This window comes from Bradyrhizobium sp. MI1.11, assembly GCF_055811255.1.
Map to the genome: position 1 here is coordinate 256,060 of NZ_JBVVPM010000004.1, position 19,337 is coordinate 275,396.

The 19,337-nt window shown below is 63.4% G+C and carries 20 protein-coding genes; 12 read left to right on the top strand and 8 right to left on the bottom strand.

Annotation, left to right across the window (positions count from 1 at the left end; genetic code table 11):
- The first annotated feature begins 267 nt into the window (after nucleotides 1–267).
- Together AC0L30_RS06450 and AC0L30_RS06455 are read left to right on the top strand one after the other, a co-directional pair.
- Complete coding sequence (locus AC0L30_RS06450; RefSeq protein WP_473404035.1) at nucleotides 268–1,008, top strand: metallophosphoesterase family protein; 741 nt, start codon at nucleotides 268–270, stop codon at nucleotides 1,006–1,008.
- A gap of 52 nt (nucleotides 1,009–1,060) precedes the next feature.
- A complete protein-coding gene (locus AC0L30_RS06455; protein WP_354128734.1) occupies nucleotides 1,061–1,414 on the top strand; it encodes a cupin domain-containing protein in 354 nt (117 codons plus the stop codon).
- Nucleotides 1,415–1,437: 23 nt separating this feature from the next.
- On the opposite strand, the gene AC0L30_RS06460 is transcribed toward AC0L30_RS06455, so the two are convergent.
- The 5 genes from AC0L30_RS06460 to AC0L30_RS06480 all read right to left on the bottom strand — a co-directional run bounded on the left by AC0L30_RS06460 (nucleotide 1,438) and on the right by AC0L30_RS06480 (nucleotide 4,244).
- A complete protein-coding gene (locus tag AC0L30_RS06460) occupies nucleotides 1,438–1,950 on the bottom strand; it encodes a hypothetical protein (protein WP_473404036.1) in 513 nt (170 codons plus the stop codon).
- A gap of 115 nt (nucleotides 1,951–2,065) precedes the next feature.
- The gene (locus tag AC0L30_RS06465; RefSeq protein ID WP_354128732.1) at nucleotides 2,066–2,506 is read right to left on the bottom strand and encodes a VOC family protein; all 441 of its coding nucleotides are present in this window, start codon (nucleotides 2,504–2,506) and stop codon (nucleotides 2,066–2,068) included.
- A gap of 102 nt (nucleotides 2,507–2,608) precedes the next feature.
- Nucleotides 2,609–2,899 carry a DUF5680 domain-containing protein gene (locus tag AC0L30_RS06470; RefSeq protein WP_473404037.1) on the bottom strand — a complete coding sequence of 97 codons (291 nt, stop codon included), beginning with the start codon at nucleotides 2,897–2,899 and terminating at the stop codon, nucleotides 2,609–2,611.
- Nucleotides 2,866–3,090, bottom strand: coding sequence for a hypothetical protein (locus AC0L30_RS06475; RefSeq protein ID WP_354128730.1), 225 nt, complete (start codon nucleotides 3,088–3,090; stop codon nucleotides 2,866–2,868). The genes AC0L30_RS06470 and AC0L30_RS06475 overlap by 34 nt, the downstream gene beginning before the upstream one ends.
- A 2-nt stretch (nucleotides 3,091–3,092) precedes the next feature.
- Nucleotides 3,093–4,244, bottom strand: a complete 1,152-nt coding sequence (locus AC0L30_RS06480) for a zinc-binding dehydrogenase (RefSeq protein ID WP_354200964.1) — start codon at nucleotides 4,242–4,244, stop codon at nucleotides 3,093–3,095.
- Nucleotides 4,245–4,498: 254 nt separating this feature from the next.
- Here AC0L30_RS06480 and AC0L30_RS06485 point away from each other — a divergent pair, with 254 nt between their 5' ends.
- The 4 genes from AC0L30_RS06485 (at nucleotide 4,499) to AC0L30_RS06500 (ending at nucleotide 8,615) form a co-directional block, all read left to right on the top strand.
- Nucleotides 4,499–5,740 (top strand): MFS transporter, encoded by a 1,242-nt coding sequence (locus AC0L30_RS06485; RefSeq protein ID WP_473254221.1) that lies wholly within the window; start codon nucleotides 4,499–4,501, stop codon nucleotides 5,738–5,740.
- Nucleotides 5,741–5,811: 71 nt separating this feature from the next.
- Nucleotides 5,812–6,978: an MFS transporter gene (locus AC0L30_RS06490; RefSeq protein ID WP_007602574.1), complete on the top strand. Its 1,167-nt coding sequence runs from the start codon at nucleotides 5,812–5,814 to the stop codon at nucleotides 6,976–6,978.
- A 68-nt stretch (nucleotides 6,979–7,046) separates the two neighbouring features.
- Entirely contained in the window at nucleotides 7,047–7,658 is a 612-nt protein-coding gene (locus tag AC0L30_RS06495) for a PilZ domain-containing protein (RefSeq protein ID WP_007602573.1), read from the top strand.
- A 330-nt stretch (nucleotides 7,659–7,988) separates the two neighbouring features.
- Complete coding sequence (locus AC0L30_RS06500; RefSeq protein WP_354128727.1) at nucleotides 7,989–8,615, top strand: transglutaminase-like cysteine peptidase; 627 nt, start codon at nucleotides 7,989–7,991, stop codon at nucleotides 8,613–8,615.
- 131 nt (nucleotides 8,616–8,746) lie between these two features.
- On the opposite strand, the gene AC0L30_RS06505 is transcribed toward AC0L30_RS06500, so the two are convergent.
- Nucleotides 8,747–10,507, bottom strand: a complete 1,761-nt coding sequence (locus AC0L30_RS06505) for a CYTH and CHAD domain-containing protein (RefSeq protein WP_473404038.1) — start codon at nucleotides 10,505–10,507, stop codon at nucleotides 8,747–8,749.
- A 326-nt stretch (nucleotides 10,508–10,833) separates the two neighbouring features.
- On the opposite strand from AC0L30_RS06505, the gene AC0L30_RS06510 reads away from it, so the two are divergent.
- Entirely contained in the window at nucleotides 10,834–11,646 is an 813-nt protein-coding gene (locus AC0L30_RS06510) for a helix-turn-helix domain-containing protein (protein ID WP_354128724.1), read from the top strand.
- A 115-nt stretch (nucleotides 11,647–11,761) separates the two neighbouring features.
- Nucleotides 11,762–12,739: a Bug family tripartite tricarboxylate transporter substrate binding protein gene (locus AC0L30_RS06515; RefSeq protein WP_219683843.1), complete on the top strand. Its 978-nt coding sequence runs from the start codon at nucleotides 11,762–11,764 to the stop codon at nucleotides 12,737–12,739.
- Between the two features lie 15 nt (nucleotides 12,740–12,754).
- Here AC0L30_RS06515 and AC0L30_RS06520 read toward each other — a convergent pair whose 3' ends face one another.
- Nucleotides 12,755–14,050 (bottom strand): metal-dependent hydrolase family protein, encoded by a 1,296-nt coding sequence (locus AC0L30_RS06520; RefSeq protein ID WP_473404039.1) that lies wholly within the window; start codon nucleotides 14,048–14,050, stop codon nucleotides 12,755–12,757.
- An 804-nt stretch (nucleotides 14,051–14,854) separates the two neighbouring features.
- Here AC0L30_RS06520 and AC0L30_RS06525 point away from each other — a divergent pair.
- Nucleotides 14,855–15,064 carry a hypothetical protein gene (locus AC0L30_RS06525; protein WP_007602565.1) on the top strand — a complete coding sequence of 70 codons (210 nt, stop codon included), beginning with the start codon at nucleotides 14,855–14,857 and terminating at the stop codon, nucleotides 15,062–15,064.
- Between the two features lie 18 nt (nucleotides 15,065–15,082).
- Here the strand turns inward: AC0L30_RS06525 and AC0L30_RS06530 are convergent, their stop codons facing one another.
- Nucleotides 15,083–15,787 (bottom strand): GntR family transcriptional regulator, encoded by a 705-nt coding sequence (locus AC0L30_RS06530; RefSeq protein WP_473254224.1) that lies wholly within the window; start codon nucleotides 15,785–15,787, stop codon nucleotides 15,083–15,085.
- 265 nt (nucleotides 15,788–16,052) lie between these two features.
- Here AC0L30_RS06530 and AC0L30_RS06535 point away from each other — a divergent pair, with 265 nt between their 5' ends.
- From AC0L30_RS06535 to AC0L30_RS06545, 3 genes are read left to right on the top strand one after another with little or no spacing between them, the layout of a single operon-like run.
- Nucleotides 16,053–17,039, top strand: coding sequence for an ABC transporter ATP-binding protein (locus AC0L30_RS06535; RefSeq protein WP_473404040.1), 987 nt, complete (start codon nucleotides 16,053–16,055; stop codon nucleotides 17,037–17,039).
- Nucleotides 17,040–17,081: 42 nt separating this feature from the next.
- On the top strand, nucleotides 17,082–18,371 hold the full coding sequence (locus tag AC0L30_RS06540) for an ABC transporter substrate-binding protein (RefSeq protein ID WP_007602563.1): 1,290 nt from the start codon (nucleotides 17,082–17,084) through the stop codon (nucleotides 18,369–18,371).
- Nucleotides 18,372–18,375: 4 nt separating this feature from the next.
- Nucleotides 18,376–19,335: an ABC transporter permease gene (locus AC0L30_RS06545; protein ID WP_473404041.1), complete on the top strand. Its 960-nt coding sequence runs from the start codon at nucleotides 18,376–18,378 to the stop codon at nucleotides 19,333–19,335.
- Nucleotides 19,336–19,337: the final 2 nt, after the last annotated feature.

The following is a 19,337-nucleotide window of genomic DNA, read 5'->3' on the forward strand; positions in this document are numbered from 1 at the left end:
TGGTGATTTGATTTGGACGCTCTTTACGCCAAGTGCGGGCAAATCACCATGCCTATGACGCATGGCTTTGGCGATGCCGAGAATAAGCTTACTGGCCAGCTCGACCCACTACATCCAGCGTTTTCGAGCCGTTTTGCTGCATATAGCGGGATTTTGGGGCGAGGCTGCAGATTTTCACGGCCACCTCGCTTAAATTATGCGCGGTTGGAGCTGCCGGAGACGCACAACAGGGCTAAGCTCAGGCCGATTGGACTAGGGAGCACGACGATGCGATTGGCAGTCATTTCCGATATCCACGGCAACCTTGCCGCGCTGGAGGCGGTGCTGGCCGACATCAAGGCGCGTGGCGTCGATCGTACGGTCAACCTGGGCGATTGCGTCACCAGTCCGTTGTGGCCGAAAGAGACTTTCGAAGCTCTCGAGGCGCTGTCGTTGCCGACCGTACGCGGAAACCATGATCGCTGGATTGAGGAGTTTCCGGACGACAAGCTCTCGTCCGCAGGCCTGTTTGCGCGCAACGCATTGACTGCGGAGCAACGTCTCGCACTCCACAGCCTGCCTTCCCAAATACGGCTGGACGATGGTATTCTGGCCTGCCACGGCACGCCCGACAACGATACGACATGCCTGCTGGAAGAAACGCTCGACGACGGCCGCTTCGTACCGGCACGCCGCGACGTGCTGGCAATGCGCCTCGCGAGTGAGCCGACGGCGCGTGTGGTGCTGTGTGGTCATAGCCACCGCCAGGCCGTCGTTCACGGACCTCATGACTGTCTGGTTCTCAATCCAGGGAGCGTTGGTTGCCCGGTCTTCGCAGACATTCCCGTTGTCGCAAACCTGGAATACCGCTCGCCGCACGCGCGATATGCAATCCTCACGAAGCGACAAAGGGGCTGGCAGGCCGAACTCTTGGCCCTCGAATACGATTGGGACGCCGCATCGTCCCGTGCCCTCGCCAACGACCACCCGAAATGGGCGCGGGCCATATCGTCGGGATATGTCAAATAGCTGCTGGCATCGCTCGACCCAAATCGTGCCGCACGGAAGAACGGGAGAACACATGGCCGACGGCATTTCGCTTGCCGACAAACTCGCGACTTTTGGGGATTTCTGGTCGCCACGCACGATCACGACCTTCAACGATTGCGACGTGATGGTGGTGAAGGTGAAGGGAGAATTCACCTGGCACAAGCACGATGACACCGACGATTTCTTTCTCGTCCTGAAAGGCAGTCTGGACATCAAATTGCGGGATCGCACGGTGACGCTTGGTCCGGGCGAACTCTATGTCGTGCCCAAAGGTGTTGAGCATCGCCCGGTCGCGCGCGAGGAGGTCCATCTCCTGCTGATCGAGCCGACCGGCACGCCGAACACGGGCGACAGGGCCACCGCCGCGGCCCGCAAGCTCGCATAGAGAGCAACTCGCCCGGCGCAGCCCTAATCCCTGGAGGCCACCAGCCTGCCGAAGCCGCCGGCCAGCCTGGCTCTGGTCCGCGCAACGGTGTCCCTCGCCGCACGGCCCAAGGCGCGGACCGCGCGCCAGGCTTCGGTTGCCTGCAGCCATGCTCTCGCCTCGGTGAACTTCCCATAGGCCCAGGCGAAGGCCGGAATCCGCATCAGCTTGTCACGCGTGAGATGGAACAGGCGCTCGACCAGCACTAGCTTGAGCAGTTCGCCGACGATGAAAGTCACGGCCCCGCTCACGATCTGGCCGGTTGCGGCGAGATAGGCCGCCACGGGCTTGACCGGCTCCAGGATAATGACGGGCACGGAAAACAGGGCGAGCGAGCAATAAGGCGACAGCGATCTGATCCAGCCGCGCAATCGCTTCAATTGGAGATGCCGCTCGATCCAGCCCGAGATTGGCCTCGCCACGGCCATGAAGACCGCATCCACCAGGAAGTAGATGGCGGCCAGGATGTAAGTGACGGGTTTCAGGATCCGCTTCACGATGAACTCTCCCGTGAACTGAAAGCCGAAACCCCGGTCTAAGTTTCACCCCGGCGTGAATAACTCGCGGATTTCCGATGGAACTTTTCGTACACAGGCCCACCGCTCCCGCGTTTCAGATCTCCGCATAGACCTCCAAGAGATTGCCGTCGGGGTCGCGGAAGAACAGCGTCCGGTGCCCGAACGACTGGTTCGTCGGCGGCGACAGCAGGGCCACGCCGTGGCGTGCGAGTTCGTCGGCACATGCATCGACTTCGGCCGCGGACACCTTGAAGGCCAGTTGCAGCGAGGCGCTCCTGTGCGGCACAGGCGCGTCAGTCGCAGTCCGGCCCGGCTTTGCGAGAGCCAACGTGTTAGGGCCCAGGCCGTACTCGATCCAGTTCGCCGACAACTCCCGCAGCACCGGAAATGCGAGAACCTCCTCGTAGAAGCGGCGCATCGCCACCATATCGCGTACCAAGATGACGGTGTAGTCGATCGCACGGATGGAGCTGAAGGGTGAGCGGGTGCGCTGGCCTGGTTCGGTCGTTTGTTCGTTTGTCATCTCGTCCTTCATTCCAAACGCCGGCCCCGTAGCCCGTATGCAGCGTAGCGGAATGCGGGGAGCCGCAGGCGAGAATCCCGGATTGCGCTGCGCTCCATCCGGGCTACGGATCATCTAGCGCAGCAGCCCGCCACCATAGCGCAGCTCGTAAAGCAGCGCGCCATCCTCCTGCGCAATCGTCTCGATGCCGTGGAAACGATCGAGCGAGCCTTCGACCTCGTTACGGTAAAGCATGCCGTCCTGCTCAAACAGATGCGGCCCCCGGTACGGCTCCTCCACGGATCCGGCCAGTAGTGCCTGGCGCAGGAATTTGTAGATCGCAAGGAAGGTGTCTCGCCCCGTGATCTCCGCGCGGACGCCCCCGCTGTAGCTCATCGACCAGATGACGCGCCCATCCCGGGACACGGTCTCCTGCCCGACGAAGAACCCCATCCGAAATAGATATCGCGATAGGCATAAGGCGACGCGCGATGCTCGAGCTGCTTGGAGCCTCTGAGCAGCGGAGCGGCCACGGTGGCGTCGTCGTCCAGCCCCGCATAGGTGCGGCGCTTGGATTCGACCAGAAACGCCGCGAGCTCGTGCGGGATCGATGCCATCGCTACTCCACCAGCTCCGGCCACGGCACGATGGTTGACTTCACCGTCTTCATCGCCATCGCATCCCTGACCGCCTGCGCGACGCCTTCTTCCGTGAACGGATAGATCGTCTGCATCTTCAGCCAGGGATATTTGTCACGGGTGCGATAGAGCATGTCGACGCCGAGCGGCAGATCGTTGGCGGTAAAACCCCAGGAGCCCAGCACATTGAGGTCCTTGGTGCAGATGCGGTGCCAGGAGGTCTCGATCGAGCCGGCGTCGGTGAACTGGCCCATCTCGACATAGGTGCCGCCGTCGCGCAGCATCTCGATGCCTTCGGGGCCGGCGGAGGGATGGCCCGAGCAATCCATCACCAGATCGGCGCCGAAGCCGCCGACGATGTCGCGCACGCGGGCGATGCGTGCCTCGGGCGATTTCAGTTCGTCGATGTTCACCGTCGCCTCGGCGCCGAACTCACGCGCGAGCTTGAGCCGCGGCTCCTCCGGCGCACCGACGCAGATGACGCGCCCTGCTCCCATCTCCTGCGCGGCGGCAACCGCGAGAATGCCGATCGGGCCCGAGCCCTGGATCACCACCGTGTCGCCCCAGGTGAAACCACCGGCGCGGCTGGCGCGATTGAAGGCGCGGATGCAGGAGGTCAGCGGCTCCGACAGCGCCCCCAGCCGCAGCGACATGTCGTCAGGCAATTTGTAGATCTTGGTGCCCGGCAGCATATCGAGATCGACATAGACATATTCGGCCCAGCCGCCCCACATGTGAGGCGCCTTGTCGAAGCCGAGATAGCGGCCGTAATAGACCGGCGTCAGGCACTTGTTGGCGACTTGCGGAAAATGGATGCAGTAATAGCAACGGCCGCAGGGCATCAGCGGCGGGATCATCACCTTTGATCCGACCTTCAGCGGCTTGCTCATGAAGTCCTCGGTGAATTCGTCGCCGCATTCGATAATGATTCCGCCGAGCTCGTGGCCGAGCGTGAACGGCCACGGCAGCGGCTTCGGCCAGTGCCCCTTCAAAATGTGCAGGTCCGTGCCGCAGACGCCGCACGCACCGACCTTGATCAGCGCCGCCTTCCGGCCGACCTTCGGCCACGGCACGGAGCGGATGACGGGTTCGCTGCCCGGCCCTGCGTGGGTGCAGACGCGGATCTGGTCCATAGAGGTTTCCTCGATGCCCGCTTTTATTATGGCTGATTGGTGCGAGCTGACGAGCAGCGTATGTGAGATGCACGGTCGTGCCAAGCCGCGGCCTCGTAGCCCGCATGAGCGAAGCGACACGCGGGGCCGGCGTTCCCGGATATCGCTTCGCTCATCCGGGCTACGGGACCGCTGTCCTCACACACCCAAGTGTCTTGAGCGCTCGACGGCGAACGTGTAGGCACGGCGCGAAAAGTCCCACCCCAGGTGCCCGCTTGAACCCCCTCCCTCAAAATCCTGTCGTCGCGTCCGGCTCGTTCGCGGCGATGAAGTCGGTGCCGTACCGGCTCCAGTTCATCGCTTACGTGCTGGCGATGATGGCGGATAATATTGAGCATGTGATCAGTTATTGGGTGGTGTTCCAGAAATTCCATTCGCCGGCGCTGGCGGGCTTTGCGGTGCTGTCGCACTGGCTGCCGTTCCTGCTGTTCTCGGTCGCGGTTGGCGGGCTCGCCGACCGGGTCGATCCGCGCCGCATCATTCAATGCGGCATGCTGCTGTTCATCGTTGCTTCGGCCGGATGGGGTTTCTTCTTCATCACCGACACCATCGAGATGTGGCACGCCATGCTGCTGTTGGTGATCCATGGCTGCGCCGGCGTGTTGTGGCAGACGCCGAACCAGCTGCTGCTCTATGATCTCGTCGGCCCCGCCGATCTTCCGAGCGCGGTGCGGCTGAATGCGATGGCGCGCTATCTCGGCATTTTGGTCGGACCTGCCGTCGGCGGCATCATCATGCTGACGCTCGGCACCTCGCATGGCATCATCTTCAACACGCTGTTCTATCTGCCGATGCTGCTGTGGCTGTTCTGGGCGCCGGTGCGGGACAAGAGTGTCGCTGTGCGGCGCTTCGCCGTGCGCGGCCTTGCCGACATCATGCTGACGATCCGTGCCATCGGCACGCAGCCGGTGCTGACGGCGATGACATGGCTTGCCGGCCTCACCTCGTTCATGATCGGCAACGCCTATCACGCACAGATGCCCGGCTTTGCCGGCGATCTCGGCCACGGCGATCCCGGCATCTCCTATAGCGTGCTGCTCGCGGCCGATGCTGCCGGCGCGCTGCTCGCCGGCATCGCGCTGGAATCCTGGGGACGGCTCAAGGGCACGCCGCGCACCGCGATCTTGCTCGCCATGCTGTGGAGCGTGGCGCTGCTCGGCTTCGCCTCGGTGCGGATCTATCCGGTCGCGATCGTGCTGCTGTTCTTTGCAGGCTTCTTCGAGCTGTCGTTCAACACAATGGCGCAGGCGCTGGTGCAGTTGAACGCGCCGTCCGATATTCGCGGCCGCGTCGTCGGCCTCTACAACATGGCCGGGCTCGGGATGCGAGCCTTCAGCGGCATCACGGTCGGCCTGTTCGGTGCGGCGATCGGCATTCACTGGTCGCTCGGGCTCTCGGCCGCGGTGCTGCTGGCGCTGCTATGTCTCCTCTATCGGCGTGCGACGAGGAAGTCGTAAGCTCAGAGCTTGCGGTTGACTCCGGCGTCTCCCCACCGCACGCTCGATATAGGGTTTGGGGAGATGAAGCGTTGCGCAATCGCTGGGGCATACTTGCGATCCTGTTCGTCGTTCGCCTCACCATCGCGTTCCAATTCCAGAGCGTGGCCGCGGTCGCGCCGCTGCTGCAGCAGAGCTTCGGCGTCGGACTCGCCGATATCGGCATCCTGATCGGACTCTATTTCACACCGGGCATCGTGCTGGCGCTGCCGGGCGGCGCGATCGGCCGGACGCTTGGCGACAAGCCCACCACGATCGTGGCGCTGCTGCTGATGACAGCGGGCAGTCTCGTCATGGCCACCACCGACGTCTGGGGCTGGCAGATGGCGGGCCGGCTCGCCTCCGGTGCCGGCGGCGTGCTGCTGACCGTGCAGCTCACCAAGATGGGCACCGACTGGTTTGCGGGTAAGGAGATCGCCACCGCGATGGCGATCTTCGTCAACTCCTGGCCGGCCGGCGTTGCGATCTCGCTGCTGGTGCTGCCGGCGATCGGCACGGCGTATGGCGCCGGCGCCGTGTTCCTCGTGGCCGGCGCGCTGACCGCGATCGGCATCGTGCTGATCATTTTCTACCAATCGCCGCCGGGAGCAACCGCCAGCGCGGCCGGCTCCAGGCTGCTTGATCCGCTCGCGCTTCTGGCGGTGATCGTCGCGGGTGCGATCTGGGGCCTTTATAATATCGGCTTCGCCATGATTTTCTCGTTCGGCCCCTCATTGCTCGTCGAGCGCGGCTGGAGCATTGCGGCGGCAGGCTCGGCGATCAGCCTCGTGATGTGGCTGTCGGTGATCTCGGTGCCATCAGGCGGATATCTCGCCGATCGCACCAAGCGCCCCTTTGTCGTGGCGATCGCGGCGAGCCTCGTGGTGGCCGCCCTACTGGCCTGGCTGACCCGGTCCGACGCTGTGATCGCGATCCTCGTCCTGGGCGGCTTGATCGGCGGCCTTCCCGCCGGCCCGATCATGAGCCTGGCCGCCCGCGTACTCGCGCCGGAGACACGAGCGGTCGGGATGGGCGTGTTCTACACTCTCTTCTATGCCGCGATGATGCTGGGGCCGGCGGTGGCGGGTCGGCTCGCCAAATCGGCCGGCACTGCCGCCGTCGCGCTCGACCTCGGCGCGCTGACGGTGCTGGCCTGCCCGCCCCTGATGTGGCTTTTCGAACGCATCGTGTCTGTTCGTCATCGCCGCGCCCGATCCTAACGTAGCATTAACCCTGTGCACCTTAGGGTGGTCCCGGACTCCGCCAGGCGGGGGGTCGGGTTGTGAAAATGGCGTTGGCGCACAAAAAATTTCTTCCGGCCGCCGAGGAACGTCGGCGTTTCCAGCGGGTGAAGGTTCACCTGCTCGGCCGCTACATGTTGCCGGACCGCCGTGAATTCCCCTGCCAGGTGATCAACATGTCGCCGGGCGGGCTGGCGCTGCTGGCCCCCGGCATCGGCAATGTCGGCGACCGCGTGGTCGCCTATCTCGACCATATCGGCCGCGTCGAGGGCAAGATCACCCGCATCATCGACAATGGCTTCGCCATGACGGTCGGTGCGACGCCGCGAAAGCGCGACAAGCTTGCGGCACAGCTGACCTGGCTCGCCAACCGCGACATCCTCAATTTGCCGGAAGACCGCCGCCACGATCGTATCGTGCCGCGCAATCCGATCGCGGTGCTGACTCTCGAGGACGGCACCAAGATGACCTGCCGCATCATCGACCTCTCGCTGTCGGGCGCCGCCATCGCCGCGGAAAACCGTCCCCCGCTGAAATCGACGGTTCTGCTCGGCCGGGTGCAGGGTCGCGTGGTCCGAAACCTCGAAGACGGCTTCGCGCTCGAGTTCATGCATTCGCAGCCGATTGAAACTCTCGAAGAGAGCGTTACCGCGCGGTAAAGCGCGAAGGCACCAAAACCACTGCATTTCCAGTACTGAAGGCGGCCTCCGCGATGCGGACGCCGCCTTTTTCATGGTCGTGACGGGCCTCGCGCGGGTTAACGCGGAGGTCGCGGGTGCGTGCAAACAACGGTTCCGCCAGCGTTTCCGCGTTAATCGATAAAATTTGAATCAATTGCAGTCATATCGAATTTTATTCAAGTTTGACTCAAGTATAGATCGAATTCGCCGCGCGTTTTACTTGTATTCGTCTCGACTTGACTTGACTGACTTAGCGGCAACTCAAAAGCTCCCTGCGCAATGTGGTCCCAACAAGAAACGGGGGCCGCAATGTTTGATTTCAGGGGACAGGGGAAGAGAATGGCGCTGGCCGCCATGCTCTTCGGAATGAGCGCGGCAGCGCAGGCCGGCGAAGGCCGTCTGCTCTACGCAAGCCTCGGCGACACCACGCGTGCGCCGATCGGCTGGGTCGAGTTCTGTGCGGACAATGCCGCTCAGTGCCAGGGCGCACCGACGCAACCGCGCGACATCGTGATGTCGCAGGCTGCATGGCGCGACCTCGTCAAGGTCAATCGCTGGGTCAACGAGACCGTCAAGCCTTTGACCGACCAGGAGCACTGGGGCGTGATCGAAAAATGGTCGCTGCCGTCCGACGGTTACGGCGACTGTGAAGACTACGTGCTGTTGAAGCGCAAGATGCTGATCGATGCCGGATGGCCGCGCGAGGCCCTGCTCATCACCGTCGTGCGCGACAAGAAGGGCGAAGGACACGCGGTGCTGACGGTGAAGACCGACAAGGGCGAGTTCGTTCTCGACAATCAGAACGAGAACGTCGTTGCCTGGACGGAGACCGGCTACCGCTTCGTCAAGCGCCAGTCGCAGAGCGATCCCAATGTCTGGGTCTCGCTCGGCGACACCAAGCCGGCGGTCTCCACCGCCAGCGCAAGGGACCAGTAGCAGATCAGTAGAGACAAACGAAAGAGATACGCGACCGGTCACATCCCCACCCCTCCCCGTCCCAGACCGGTTCGCGCGCGCCCAGCCATCCCCCAATGGCTGGGCGCAACTTTTTTGGGGACGTACTTCGCTTAGTCCTGCGGCGTCTGCCGCGACCAGGGCACGCGCGCGGCGGTGAAATCGCGCCATGTGCTTTGTAGGGCCGGCTGCACCCCGACCGACGCACGCGCCTGCCAGCCGGCGATCGCCGCCGCGGCGATGGCGCCGTCGGGCTCGGCGTCGAGCCCATCGAGCAATGATGCCGTGACCGCCATGTCGTTGAAGGCGCCAAGCCGCTCCTGCAAGCCGGCGAGCCTGCGCGAGAATTTTCGCGCGGATTTGCGGTCTGCGAACAGCGGCAGCAGAAACTCGCTGAGATAGCGCAGCCGCTTGGTCGCGAGCCGTACGCGGTGCAGACCTTCGGCGGGAAGCGACTTGAAGCGGCGGCCGCGCCTGAGCACCTTCGCATATTGCTCCGACAGAATGCGCTGCGCGAAGTCGACGGCGGGGTCGGCGAGCTGGCCGAGATCCTGCGCGGCGATGTCGTTGCGCCAGCCCCGCGTCTCGATCCACCCGCCGAGGCTGATCAGGAACATCGCGCAGCGGCGATCGTCGAGCGCATCGTGCGCCTTGCGATAGGCATCCGACTGGCGTTCGGCCGCAACCTGGCCCAGCGCGTCAAAGCCCGCGACCGACGGACAGGCTGTTGCGATCGTCGGCAAAGTATCGAGCCGGAACACATCCCAGTCGCGCGCGGCGGACAAATCCTGCGCCAGCCATCTGGCTTCGGTTCGCAGCGTGTCGACGTTGCTCGACACGCCCGCCGAATGCATCAGATCCAGCACCGACCGCAGCCGGCGCAGCGAGACGCGCAGCTGATGGATTCCTTCCGGATTGCGCCCATCCTCGGCAGCCGGCAGCGACTGGAGCAGATGGAGGAAACAGGAGCGCAGAATCGTGGCGAAGGCCTCGTCGAGCGTGACCGACGCATCGAGACGAAGTTTTCGCGGACGTCGAGCCGAGGGCGGCTTGTCGGTGGCAAGATCGAACCCGCGCGCCGATTTGGTGCGGATCGACGGCTTTACGTCGCCGTGCTCCGCGAGCCGCAGCGCGATCTCGTAGATCGCGCCGGCGCTGCCGCTCTTGAGCTCCAGCTCGATCTCGTTCACCGGCAGTGAACGGTCGCCGGCCGTCAACTCACCCCGGTCGAAGGCGATCTCGACCGCGCCTGACGGCAGCTCGATCAGCCGCGCATGGCGATGGACATCGGCGGTGAAGACCGCTTCGAGCGGCTGCGCTTCCAGGTGGCCGCGAAGCTTCTCAGGAATGAAGGGCACTGCCAAAGCGAGGTCGGGCGCAAGCGAAGGCACGCTCGCCTCCCACTCGCCACGGCGGAGTGGATCGTCCACCGCATCGGTCTTCACGGTTTGCACGAAGCGCGCACCGCTCTGACGAACGCGCAGGCTCAAGCCGTTGCGCCGAAGTGTCCGCTCCGGCGTGTCGTAATAGACGGACTTGAGATGTTTGCGCGTGCCCTTGTTGCGCGCGTTCGTCGCGATCACAGGCGCAGCGTTGAAATGCGCCATGCGATCGGCATCGACGAGAAGCTTGAGTTCGATCTCACCGGCACAATGCGGGGCAGCGCTCGACCGGAGTGGTTCCGTTGCCGGTTCCGCGTCTTGCGATGGCGTCTGATCGATCACAGCGCCCTCGACGATCACAGGTTCCGCGGCGGGTTCGCGTTGCCTGAGGAAGCCGGCGACGGCTTGCGTTCTCTTGTTGTCCTTCGCAACAGGACTCCCATCCCGCGCGCTCGGATGCTTGCGGACCGGCGTTGCGTCTGACTTCAGCATTTGAGGTAACATGACAGTTCAATGACAGAGCGACAGCGTATAGCCGCTGCCGCGCGCGAGGAATAGTCACCTTACGTCGCAGTACCCCACCGTCCACACGAGGCCGCGAGCGGCTTGACCACAGGAACTAAATTGCCGCCGGGCGCAGCAAGCGATCGAATTGACTGCGAATTCCGCTCTACTCGAAACCGAGATGAACGCGTCAGCGAGCTTGACTCATGCCAACCTTCCCGCAATCGGTGAAGGCGATGGCGTCGAGCGCGCTGCCCTGTCCCTCCCGCGGTTGCTTCACCAGGTAGCGGCACAGGCAATCACAAGGAGCTGCCATGACGTCGTTCCGTCCCGTCATCGCGTTGTCCAGGGGCCTCGAAGTCCTGCGGGTGATCAATCAGGAACGGCAGTCGACCGTCGGCTCGCTGCACAAGGCGACGGGGCTCAACAAGGCGACGATCGTCCGCATGCTCGAGACGCTGGAGCATGAAGGTTATGTGGTGCGCCGTACCGAGCCGGCCAGCTACGCGCCGACGGGACGCGCGCTGCTGCTCAGCGCAGGCTATGACGAGCCGACCTGGATTGGCGGCATCGCCGAACCCATCCTCAACAAATTCCGTAAGCAGATCCATTGGCCGTCAGACATCGCGGTGCTCGATCAGGAATCCATGGTCATCGCCCACACAACCCGCGTGGATGGATCGCTGCTGTTCAGCCGCCCGCCGGGTTTTCGCTTTCCCGTCCTTGGCACCTCGATGGGACGCGCCTATCTCGCCTTCTGCGAGCCTGCCGAGCAGGAGCGCATTGCCGCGCGGCTTGCCCTCGGTCCCGAGCCCTGGAACGATCTGGCGCGCAATCCCGACAAGCTCACCAAGGCGCTGCGCACGATCCGCAAAGCCGGGTTCGCGGTGATGGACGACAGCTACAGCCGCAGTATCTTCGGCGGCGCAGTCTGGGCGCTTGGCGTTCCCGTCGCGCTTCCGAACCGGCTGTTCGGCAGCATGAACGTGATGATGCTCCGCGAAGCGGTCAGTCCGGAGGAAGGCATACGCCGCTTCGTACCTCCGATGAAGAAGGTCGCTTCCGCACTTGCCGAGGCGCTCGGCGCCAAGCTTGCCGCGCCAGGCTCTCCTGCAGGTCGGCCGTGACCATTTCACACAGTGAAACGATATTTTGATTTCTTGACCCTCCTCCTTGCCCATGTGACACCTCGTTGCGGCGGCTGCCGGCTGCCCAATGACACACGGAAAAGGGGAGGCCGAAGTGCGGACATCCGCGAGAATTTGGGCTGCCGCGATTGCATGCCTGACGCTGGCCGCTTCTGAAACGGCTTGGGCCGAAGCCTGGCCGACCCGGGCAATCAAGATCGTCGTCTCCACACCGGCAGGCGGCATCACCGATGCCTTCGCCCGCGCCTATGGCGACTACATCTCGCAGAAGCTTGGCCAGCCGGTCATTGTCGAAAACAAGACCGGAGCCAGCGGCGCGCTGGCGGCACAGTCGGTGAAGGATTCCCCGGCCGACGGTTACACGCTGATGTACACGATCTCGTCCACCCTGCTCGGTAACCGGCTGCTGCTGAAATCGCTGGCCTATGATCCGGACAAGGATTTCACGATCGTCGCGGTGACGCCTTCGGGGCATCTGCCGTTGGTGGTCCATTCCGCCACCAATGCAAAGACGATCGAAGAGTTCGTCGCGTACGCACGTAGCAACAAGGTCACGGCTGGCTCGTACGGGATCGGCTCGTTCGCGCACATTGCGATCGCCGAGCTCAACCGGCAATTCGGTCTCGACATTTCCATCGTGCATTATCGCGGCGAAGCGCCGATGTGGCAGGATCTTGCCGCCGGGGTGATCCAGGCGGCGGTCGGAAGCTATCAGGCCGCGCTGCCGGTGCTCGATACCGGCATCGGCCGCCCAATTGCCGTGCCGACACCGGTGCGCATGAAGAAGCTGCCCGAGACCAAGACATTTGCCGAGCAAGGGGTCACCGGCAATGTCTTCCAGCTCATCAGCTTTACCGCGCTGGTGGCGCCTGCTGCGATGCCTGCAGACCGGATCGACATGCTCGCCAAGCTGATGGTCGAAGGCGGCAAGACGGAGCGCGTGCAGAAGCTGCTCGATGCCTTCGGCGTCGACCAGCCGGCCATGGATCGCGCCTCCTCGATTGCGCTTTACGAAAAAGAAGGGCCGATCTGGCTCGAGTCGATCAAGACTCTCGGATTGGAGCCGCAATAGATTCGGGGCGGCTCCTCACTGCGCGAGACTGTTCTTGTAAATCCTGCCGCCCTTCATGATCAGCACAAAGTTCTTGGCGGGATCCTTGACCAGGGCGATGTCTTCGAGCGGATTGCCGTCGACGAGCAGGAGATCGGCCACCGCGCCCTCCTCGACCACACCGAGCTTTCCGGGATAGGGATTGCGCAGGCCCGACAAGCCCAGCAATTCGGCATTGGTCGATGTCGCCATGGTCAGCGCCTCGGCCGGCGTATACCAGCGCGTCAGCGCGGCCAGCATCGCGCCCTGCTTGTCCGCCAGCGCCTGCGAGAACAGGACGTCGGTCCCGAACGCTGTCTTGATGCCGTACTTTTTCGCCAGCGCGTAGACGCGGTCGGTGCCGGCAACCACCTGCCGCATCTTGTCCTGCTCCGCTGGTCCCAGCGCGGCGGCGCCGGAGATATCCAGGAATGGCTGCGTGCTCAACCAGATCCCCTTTTCCGCCATCAGCCGTGCACTCGCCTCGTCAATGAGGTGGGCATGCTCGATGCATCTCACGCCGGCCGCGATCGAGCGCTGGATCGCGACCGGCGTGTAAGCGTGGGTAGCGACATAGGTGCCCCAATTGTCGGCGGCCTCAACGGCGGCGCGCAGCTCGGGCTCGGTGAAGGTGGAGACGTCAAGTGGGCTGAACGGCGACGCGACACCGCCGCCCGCCGTGAGCTTGACCTGCGAAGCCCCCTGCATCAGCTGTTCGCGCGCCCGCACGCGGACTTCGTCGGGACTGTCGGCGACCATGCTGCCGCCAATCCGCTCCATGCGGCTGAGCATGCCGCCGATCGTTCGCGGCAGATCGGCAAGCTGGCGGAAGTCGCCATGGCCGGCAGTAATGGTGATCATGGCGCCGGAGGGATAGATGCGTGGACCCGCAACGAGGTCCTCGTCGATGGCCTGCTTCAATCCGAACGAAGGTCCTCCCATGTCACGCACGGTGGTGAAGCCGCGCATCAGCGTGGCCGCTGCCTCAGTGGCAGCGAGCAGATTGTTGTAGCCGACGTCACCTGCAAGCACGGCCATCGGGGTCGGCCGTACCAGCATCGCGTGCCAATGCGCGTCGATCAGCCCCGGCATCAGCACGCGGCCGCCGCCGTCGATCACCTTGGCTTCTGCCGTGATGTCCGTGGCCGAGATCTTCTCGATCGTCTTGTTCCTGACGAGAACATTGGATGAGGCAGAGAGCGCGCCGTTCTTTCCGTCGAATATCCGCACGCTGCGGAACAGAACGGCGGAGTCCTGCTGGGCCATCGCAGGCGACGGGCTGAAGATGCTCATCGTCCCCAACGTCAGCAGAACGGCAGCTCTCGCGAGTCCAGCCCGCGAACCCAAACCCCGCATCTTCGCTCTCCGCATCCGGTGCGCGCGCTAGGCAGCGGCAGCTGCAGGCCGCCATGCAAGGCTCAGCCATCCGATGCCGTGGGACAACAGGTCAATGCCGAGCAGCAATCCCAGGACCCAGAGCCCCGTGAGCGGAAAGCCGGTGAGGATGATGAGACCTCGCCGGCGCCTAGACCTGTCCGCTGGTTCCGACGACGCAGACCCCGAACAGCTCGCTCGGAACGCGGGCGAGCGCAGGGTAGACCTGCGAGTTTGTTCCGTCGCGATTGATTGAAACCGCCGCTGCGCCTCGTTCACCAGCGCTTGCACAATCTCGGGAGCGGGCAAGTGGCCGGTCGAAACGTAGGCGGTCTCTCGTTCGTCAGCCAGAGCTCGCGCCATGGCAGCACTCCGCAGAACGGATTCACCTGATGTCGGCTCCGTTCTAGAACTCGACGCTCACGCTTCAGTTGATTCCCATCATCGCCGCGAGTCAATTTACAACCATAAGGCGATTTTGCATTTCAGCCATACGACTCTATGAGACATGGATGACTGCACAAAACGCCGGGAATTTTCGGCACGTGTGTAAGCGCTACTGTCGCGCTTGCATCGAACTCAAATCAAAAGAGCGAAGAGCAACTCTCAACGCGAGATTGCAATACCCGTGCGCTGGAATACGATCGGCCACGGGCTACGCGAGAGGGTCATGGGCGAAGGGAGACGCGAGGACAGCCCTACATCAAGTGAACGAGGCGCAACATGGTAGCACAAACGAGTGACGGATATGTCCTGCTGGTCAAGAAGCTCGGCGGGCTCTTCGCAATCATCCTCGGATGCCTGCTGACCGCGGTCGGTGTAACCTTCGAATCCGGCGGCACGACTTTCTTCGGCGTTCTCTTCCTGGTTCTTGGCGCAGGTTTGCTGGTGCTGAAGATAGTCAGGCGAAACGAAGGATCTCCGTCGCCATAAGCCGCCGGCGCAGCTTGCTCACGCGCCCAGCACGTCCGCGAGCCGCAACTCGTCGGCTGGATCCTTCAGGAACAGCTCGGCCTCGATCTCGTTCAGATGCGACAACATCTGCGCGCGCGCGGCTTCCCTGTCGCATTTGCGAATCGCAGCGACGATGCCGGCGTGATGATCGGTGCCGCAGGCCGGCGTGTCGTGCCGGCGGTAGAGCAGGATGATGAGCGACGAGCGCGCGATCAGCTCCTTGAGAAAACCGAGATAGATGCTGTGGCCACTCATCTCGGCGACGAGTCGATGGAAATCGCCGGAGAGGCGGACCGAAGCACGCGCATCGCCACGCAGCTCCGCCTCGCGTTCCTCGGCAAGATGCCGCTGGAGACGCCCGATCCAGGCCGGCGACACCGCGTCAACGGCGTGATCGATGATTGTCGGCTCGATCAGGCGGCGCGCCTCGAACACTTCGCGGGCGTCGGCTGGCGTCGGCCGCGCGACGAAGGCGCCGCGGTTCTTCTCGATGTTGACGATGCCCTCATGCGCGAGCTGTTGCAGCGCGGTGCGAACCAGCGTCCGGCTTGAGCCGTAGATCTCGCCGATCTCGTCCTCGCCGAGTTTCGTGCCGGGCAGCAGGCGATGCTCGAGGATCGCCGCGGTCACGCCTTCCCGGATGCGGCTGACGCGATCGCTCGCATCTGGCGCGTCGGATTTCGGTCGGGACTTGGCGGCCATGGGGGTGAGGACTCGATCGTCGAAGATGGCGTCGAATCCTAATCGACCAGCTGTATCCAATCACAGGCGAAACTTTATACAATCCGCGCCTGTTTTGTGTGCACGCAGCTGCGAAGGCAACGAGCCGCCCACGCCCGAGGGATTCGATCTAACGATCTGACTCCGCTGCACTGTTTTGGAATTCGGCCGGCCGAGAACGATTCAAGCGCGATTGGCATGGACCTTGCGGAGAGAGGCGCAGCATCGCCCTCGCCCCGGACACGCCATGGCCACTCCCGCCGCCCTCGAACTGGTCGCCGTCACCAAGCGCTACGACACGACGCTGGCGGTCGACACCGTCAATTTGAAGATCCCGGCCGGCACCTATTGCTGCCTGCTCGGCCCCTCCGGCTGCGGCAAAACCTCGACCTTGCGCATGATCGCCGGCCACGAGGCCGTCAGTGAGGGCGACATCATCATAGGCCCGCAGAACGTCACCGATCTCGAACCCGCCAAGCGCGGTACGGCGATGATGTTCCAGTCCTACGCGCTGTTTCCACACCTCACCGTGATCGACAACGTGGCGTTTGCCCTGAAAATGCGCGGCATCGACCGGGCGACGCGGCACAAGCGCGCCGGCGAGCTGCTCGAGCTGGTGGCGATGACGCCCTACGCGGCCCGCCTCCCCGCACAGCTCTCCGGCGGCCAGCAGCAGCGCGTCGCGCTGGCCCGCGCGCTGATCACCGAGCCGCAGATCCTGTTGCTCGACGAGCCGCTCTCGGCGCTCGACCCATTCCTGCGGGTCAGGATGCGCGGCGAACTGAAGCGGCTGCAGCGCGAGCTCGGCATCAGCTTCGTTCAGGTCACGCACGGCCAGGAAGAGGCGATGGCGCTGGCCGACCACATCGTCGTGATGAACCAGGGCAGGATCGAGCAGCAGGGAAGCGCCCGCGACATCTTCCATCATCCCCGCACCGAATTCGTGGCGCGCTTCATCGGCGGCCACAACGTCCTCAGCGACGCAGGCAAACTCATCGCCGTGCGCGCCGATCAGCTCGGCATCGTGCCGATCGCCGACGGCGCGGTCGGCGCGCCGGCGCTGCTGACCCAGACCGAGTACCAGGGCTCCTACATCGCCGTCTCGCTCACGCTCGAAGACGGGACCGCCCTGTTCTCCCACCTTCCCGAGGCCGCCTTCGACGTCCACCAGTTCCGGCCGGGCGATCGCGTGCTGGCCACCTGGGATCCCGCCAAGGCGCAACGTCTGCAATAGCGCCGATCAATCACCGGAATGCGCAACAGAGGAGTCAGTGATATGACCGAAACGACCAGGAAGAAGGGCCTTAGCCGCCGCACGCTACTGAAGAGCACCGCGGGTCTCGCCGGCCTTGCCGCCGGCTCCGGCGCCATCACCGGATTTCCCTACGTCATGTCGGCCGAGCCGAAGGTGCTGCGCTATCTCGGCACCGCGGTTAACGAGGGCGACGAGATCTCCAAGCAGTGCCTGAAGGACACCGGCATCAAGATCGAATACATCACCGCGACCACCGACGACGTCACCAAGCGCGTGATGACCCAGCCGAACTCCTTCGACGTGCTCGACACCGAATATTTCGCGCTGAAGAAGATCGTGCCGTCGGGCAACATCCTTGCCCTCGATGCCAGGAAGATCAAGGAATTCGACAACATCACGCCCGTCTTCACCAAGGGCGTCACTCCCGGCGGCAAGAAGATCGGCGGCCAGGGCACCGCGCCCTGGAAGGTGCTCTATCTCGAAGGCAAGGACTCCAAGAAGTTCGCGACCTCGGCAACCGAGTTCGTCACGCTCATCCCGACCGTCTACAACGCCGACACGCTCGGTATCCGCCCCGACATCATCAAGCGTCCGATCAGCTCGTGGGCCGAATTGCTCAATCCCGAGTTCAAGGGCAAGGCCTCGATCCTCAACATCCCCTCGATCGGCATCATGGATGCCGCGATGGTCGTGGAAGCCACCGGCAAGTACAAATATGCCGACAAGGGCAACATGACCAAGGAAGAGATCGATCTTACGATGAAGGTGATGACCGAAGCCAAGAAGGCCGGTCAGTTCCGCGCCTTCTGGAAAGACTTCAACGAGAGCGTCAACCTGATGGCCTCGGGCGAGACCGTCATCCAGTCGATGTGGTCGCCGGCGGTGACGAAGGTCCGCTCGATGGGGATTGCCTGCACCTTCCAGCCGCTCAAGGAAGGCTATCGCTCCTGGGCGTCCGGCTTCTGTGTCTCCAAGGGCGTCTCGGGTGCGAAGCTCGAATGGGCCTACGAGTTCGTCAACTGGTTCCTTTCCGGCTATGCCGGCGCTTATCTCAACCGCCAGGGCTACTACTCCGCCGTGCTCTCCACCGCGAAGGCGCATATGGAGCCGTACGAGTGGGCCTACTGGATGGAAGGCAAGGCGGCAGAGAAGGACATCAAGGCGCCCGACGGCTCGCTGCTCGAGAAGGCCGGCGCCGTGCGCGACGGCGGCTCCTACGAGGACCGCATGGGCGGCGTCGCGTGCTGGAACGCCGTGATGGACGAGAACGACTACATGGTGCGCAAGTGGAACGAGTTCATCGCAGCGTAATCTGATGGACACGTCGGAGGACATTTTGCAACAGGCATCCCCGGACCTGGTCCGGGGATCGGAGACGGCGCGCCGCAGCAAAGCGGCGCGGCTGTCACCCTCCTTCATCTCCTGGCTTCAGGCCGGGCCGATGATGCTGGTGTTCCTCGCCTTCTTCCTGATCCCCCTCGTCTTCGTCGTCATCGTCTCGTTCTGGGACTACAACGAATACCAGTTGCTGCCGGCCTTCTCGGGCCGCGGTTACACCGACACGTTCGAAGGCTGCATCGCGCAGCTCCCCGATCTCTGCACGATCGCCAAGACTTATCTGAAGACGCTGAAGCTGTGCTTCCTCGTGTGGGTCATCACACTTTTCATTGGCTTTTGGGTCGCCTACTTCCTCGCCTTCCACGTCAAGTCGAAGACCTGGCAGATGGGACTGTCGCTGCTCTGCACGATCCCGTTCTGGACCTCCAACGTGATCCGCATGATCGCCTGGATTCCGCTGCTCGGACGCGACGGCCTTGTCAACTCAGGCTTGGTGAAGACGGGGCTGATCAACCATCCCGTTGAATGGCTGCTGTTCTCCGAATTCTCCGTGGTGCTGGCACTTGTGCACCTCTTCACCTTCTTCATGGTGGTGCCGATCTTCAACTCGATGGTTCGCATCGACAAATCGCTGATCGAGGCCGCCTATGACGCCGGCGCGACCGGTTTCCAGACCCTCGTCAACGTCATCATTCCCCTGGCAAAACCTGGCATCGTGATCGGCTCGATCTTCGTCATCACCATCGTGATGGGCGATTTCATCACCATCGGCGTGATGGGCGGGCAGCAGATCGCGGCCGCCGGCAAGATCATCGAGACGCGGGTGAACGCGCTGCAATTCCCGGCAGCAGCGGCCAACGCCGTGATCCTGCTCGTCATCACCTTCCTGATCATCACCATGATGTCGCGCATCGTCGACATCAAGAAGGAGCTCTAGAG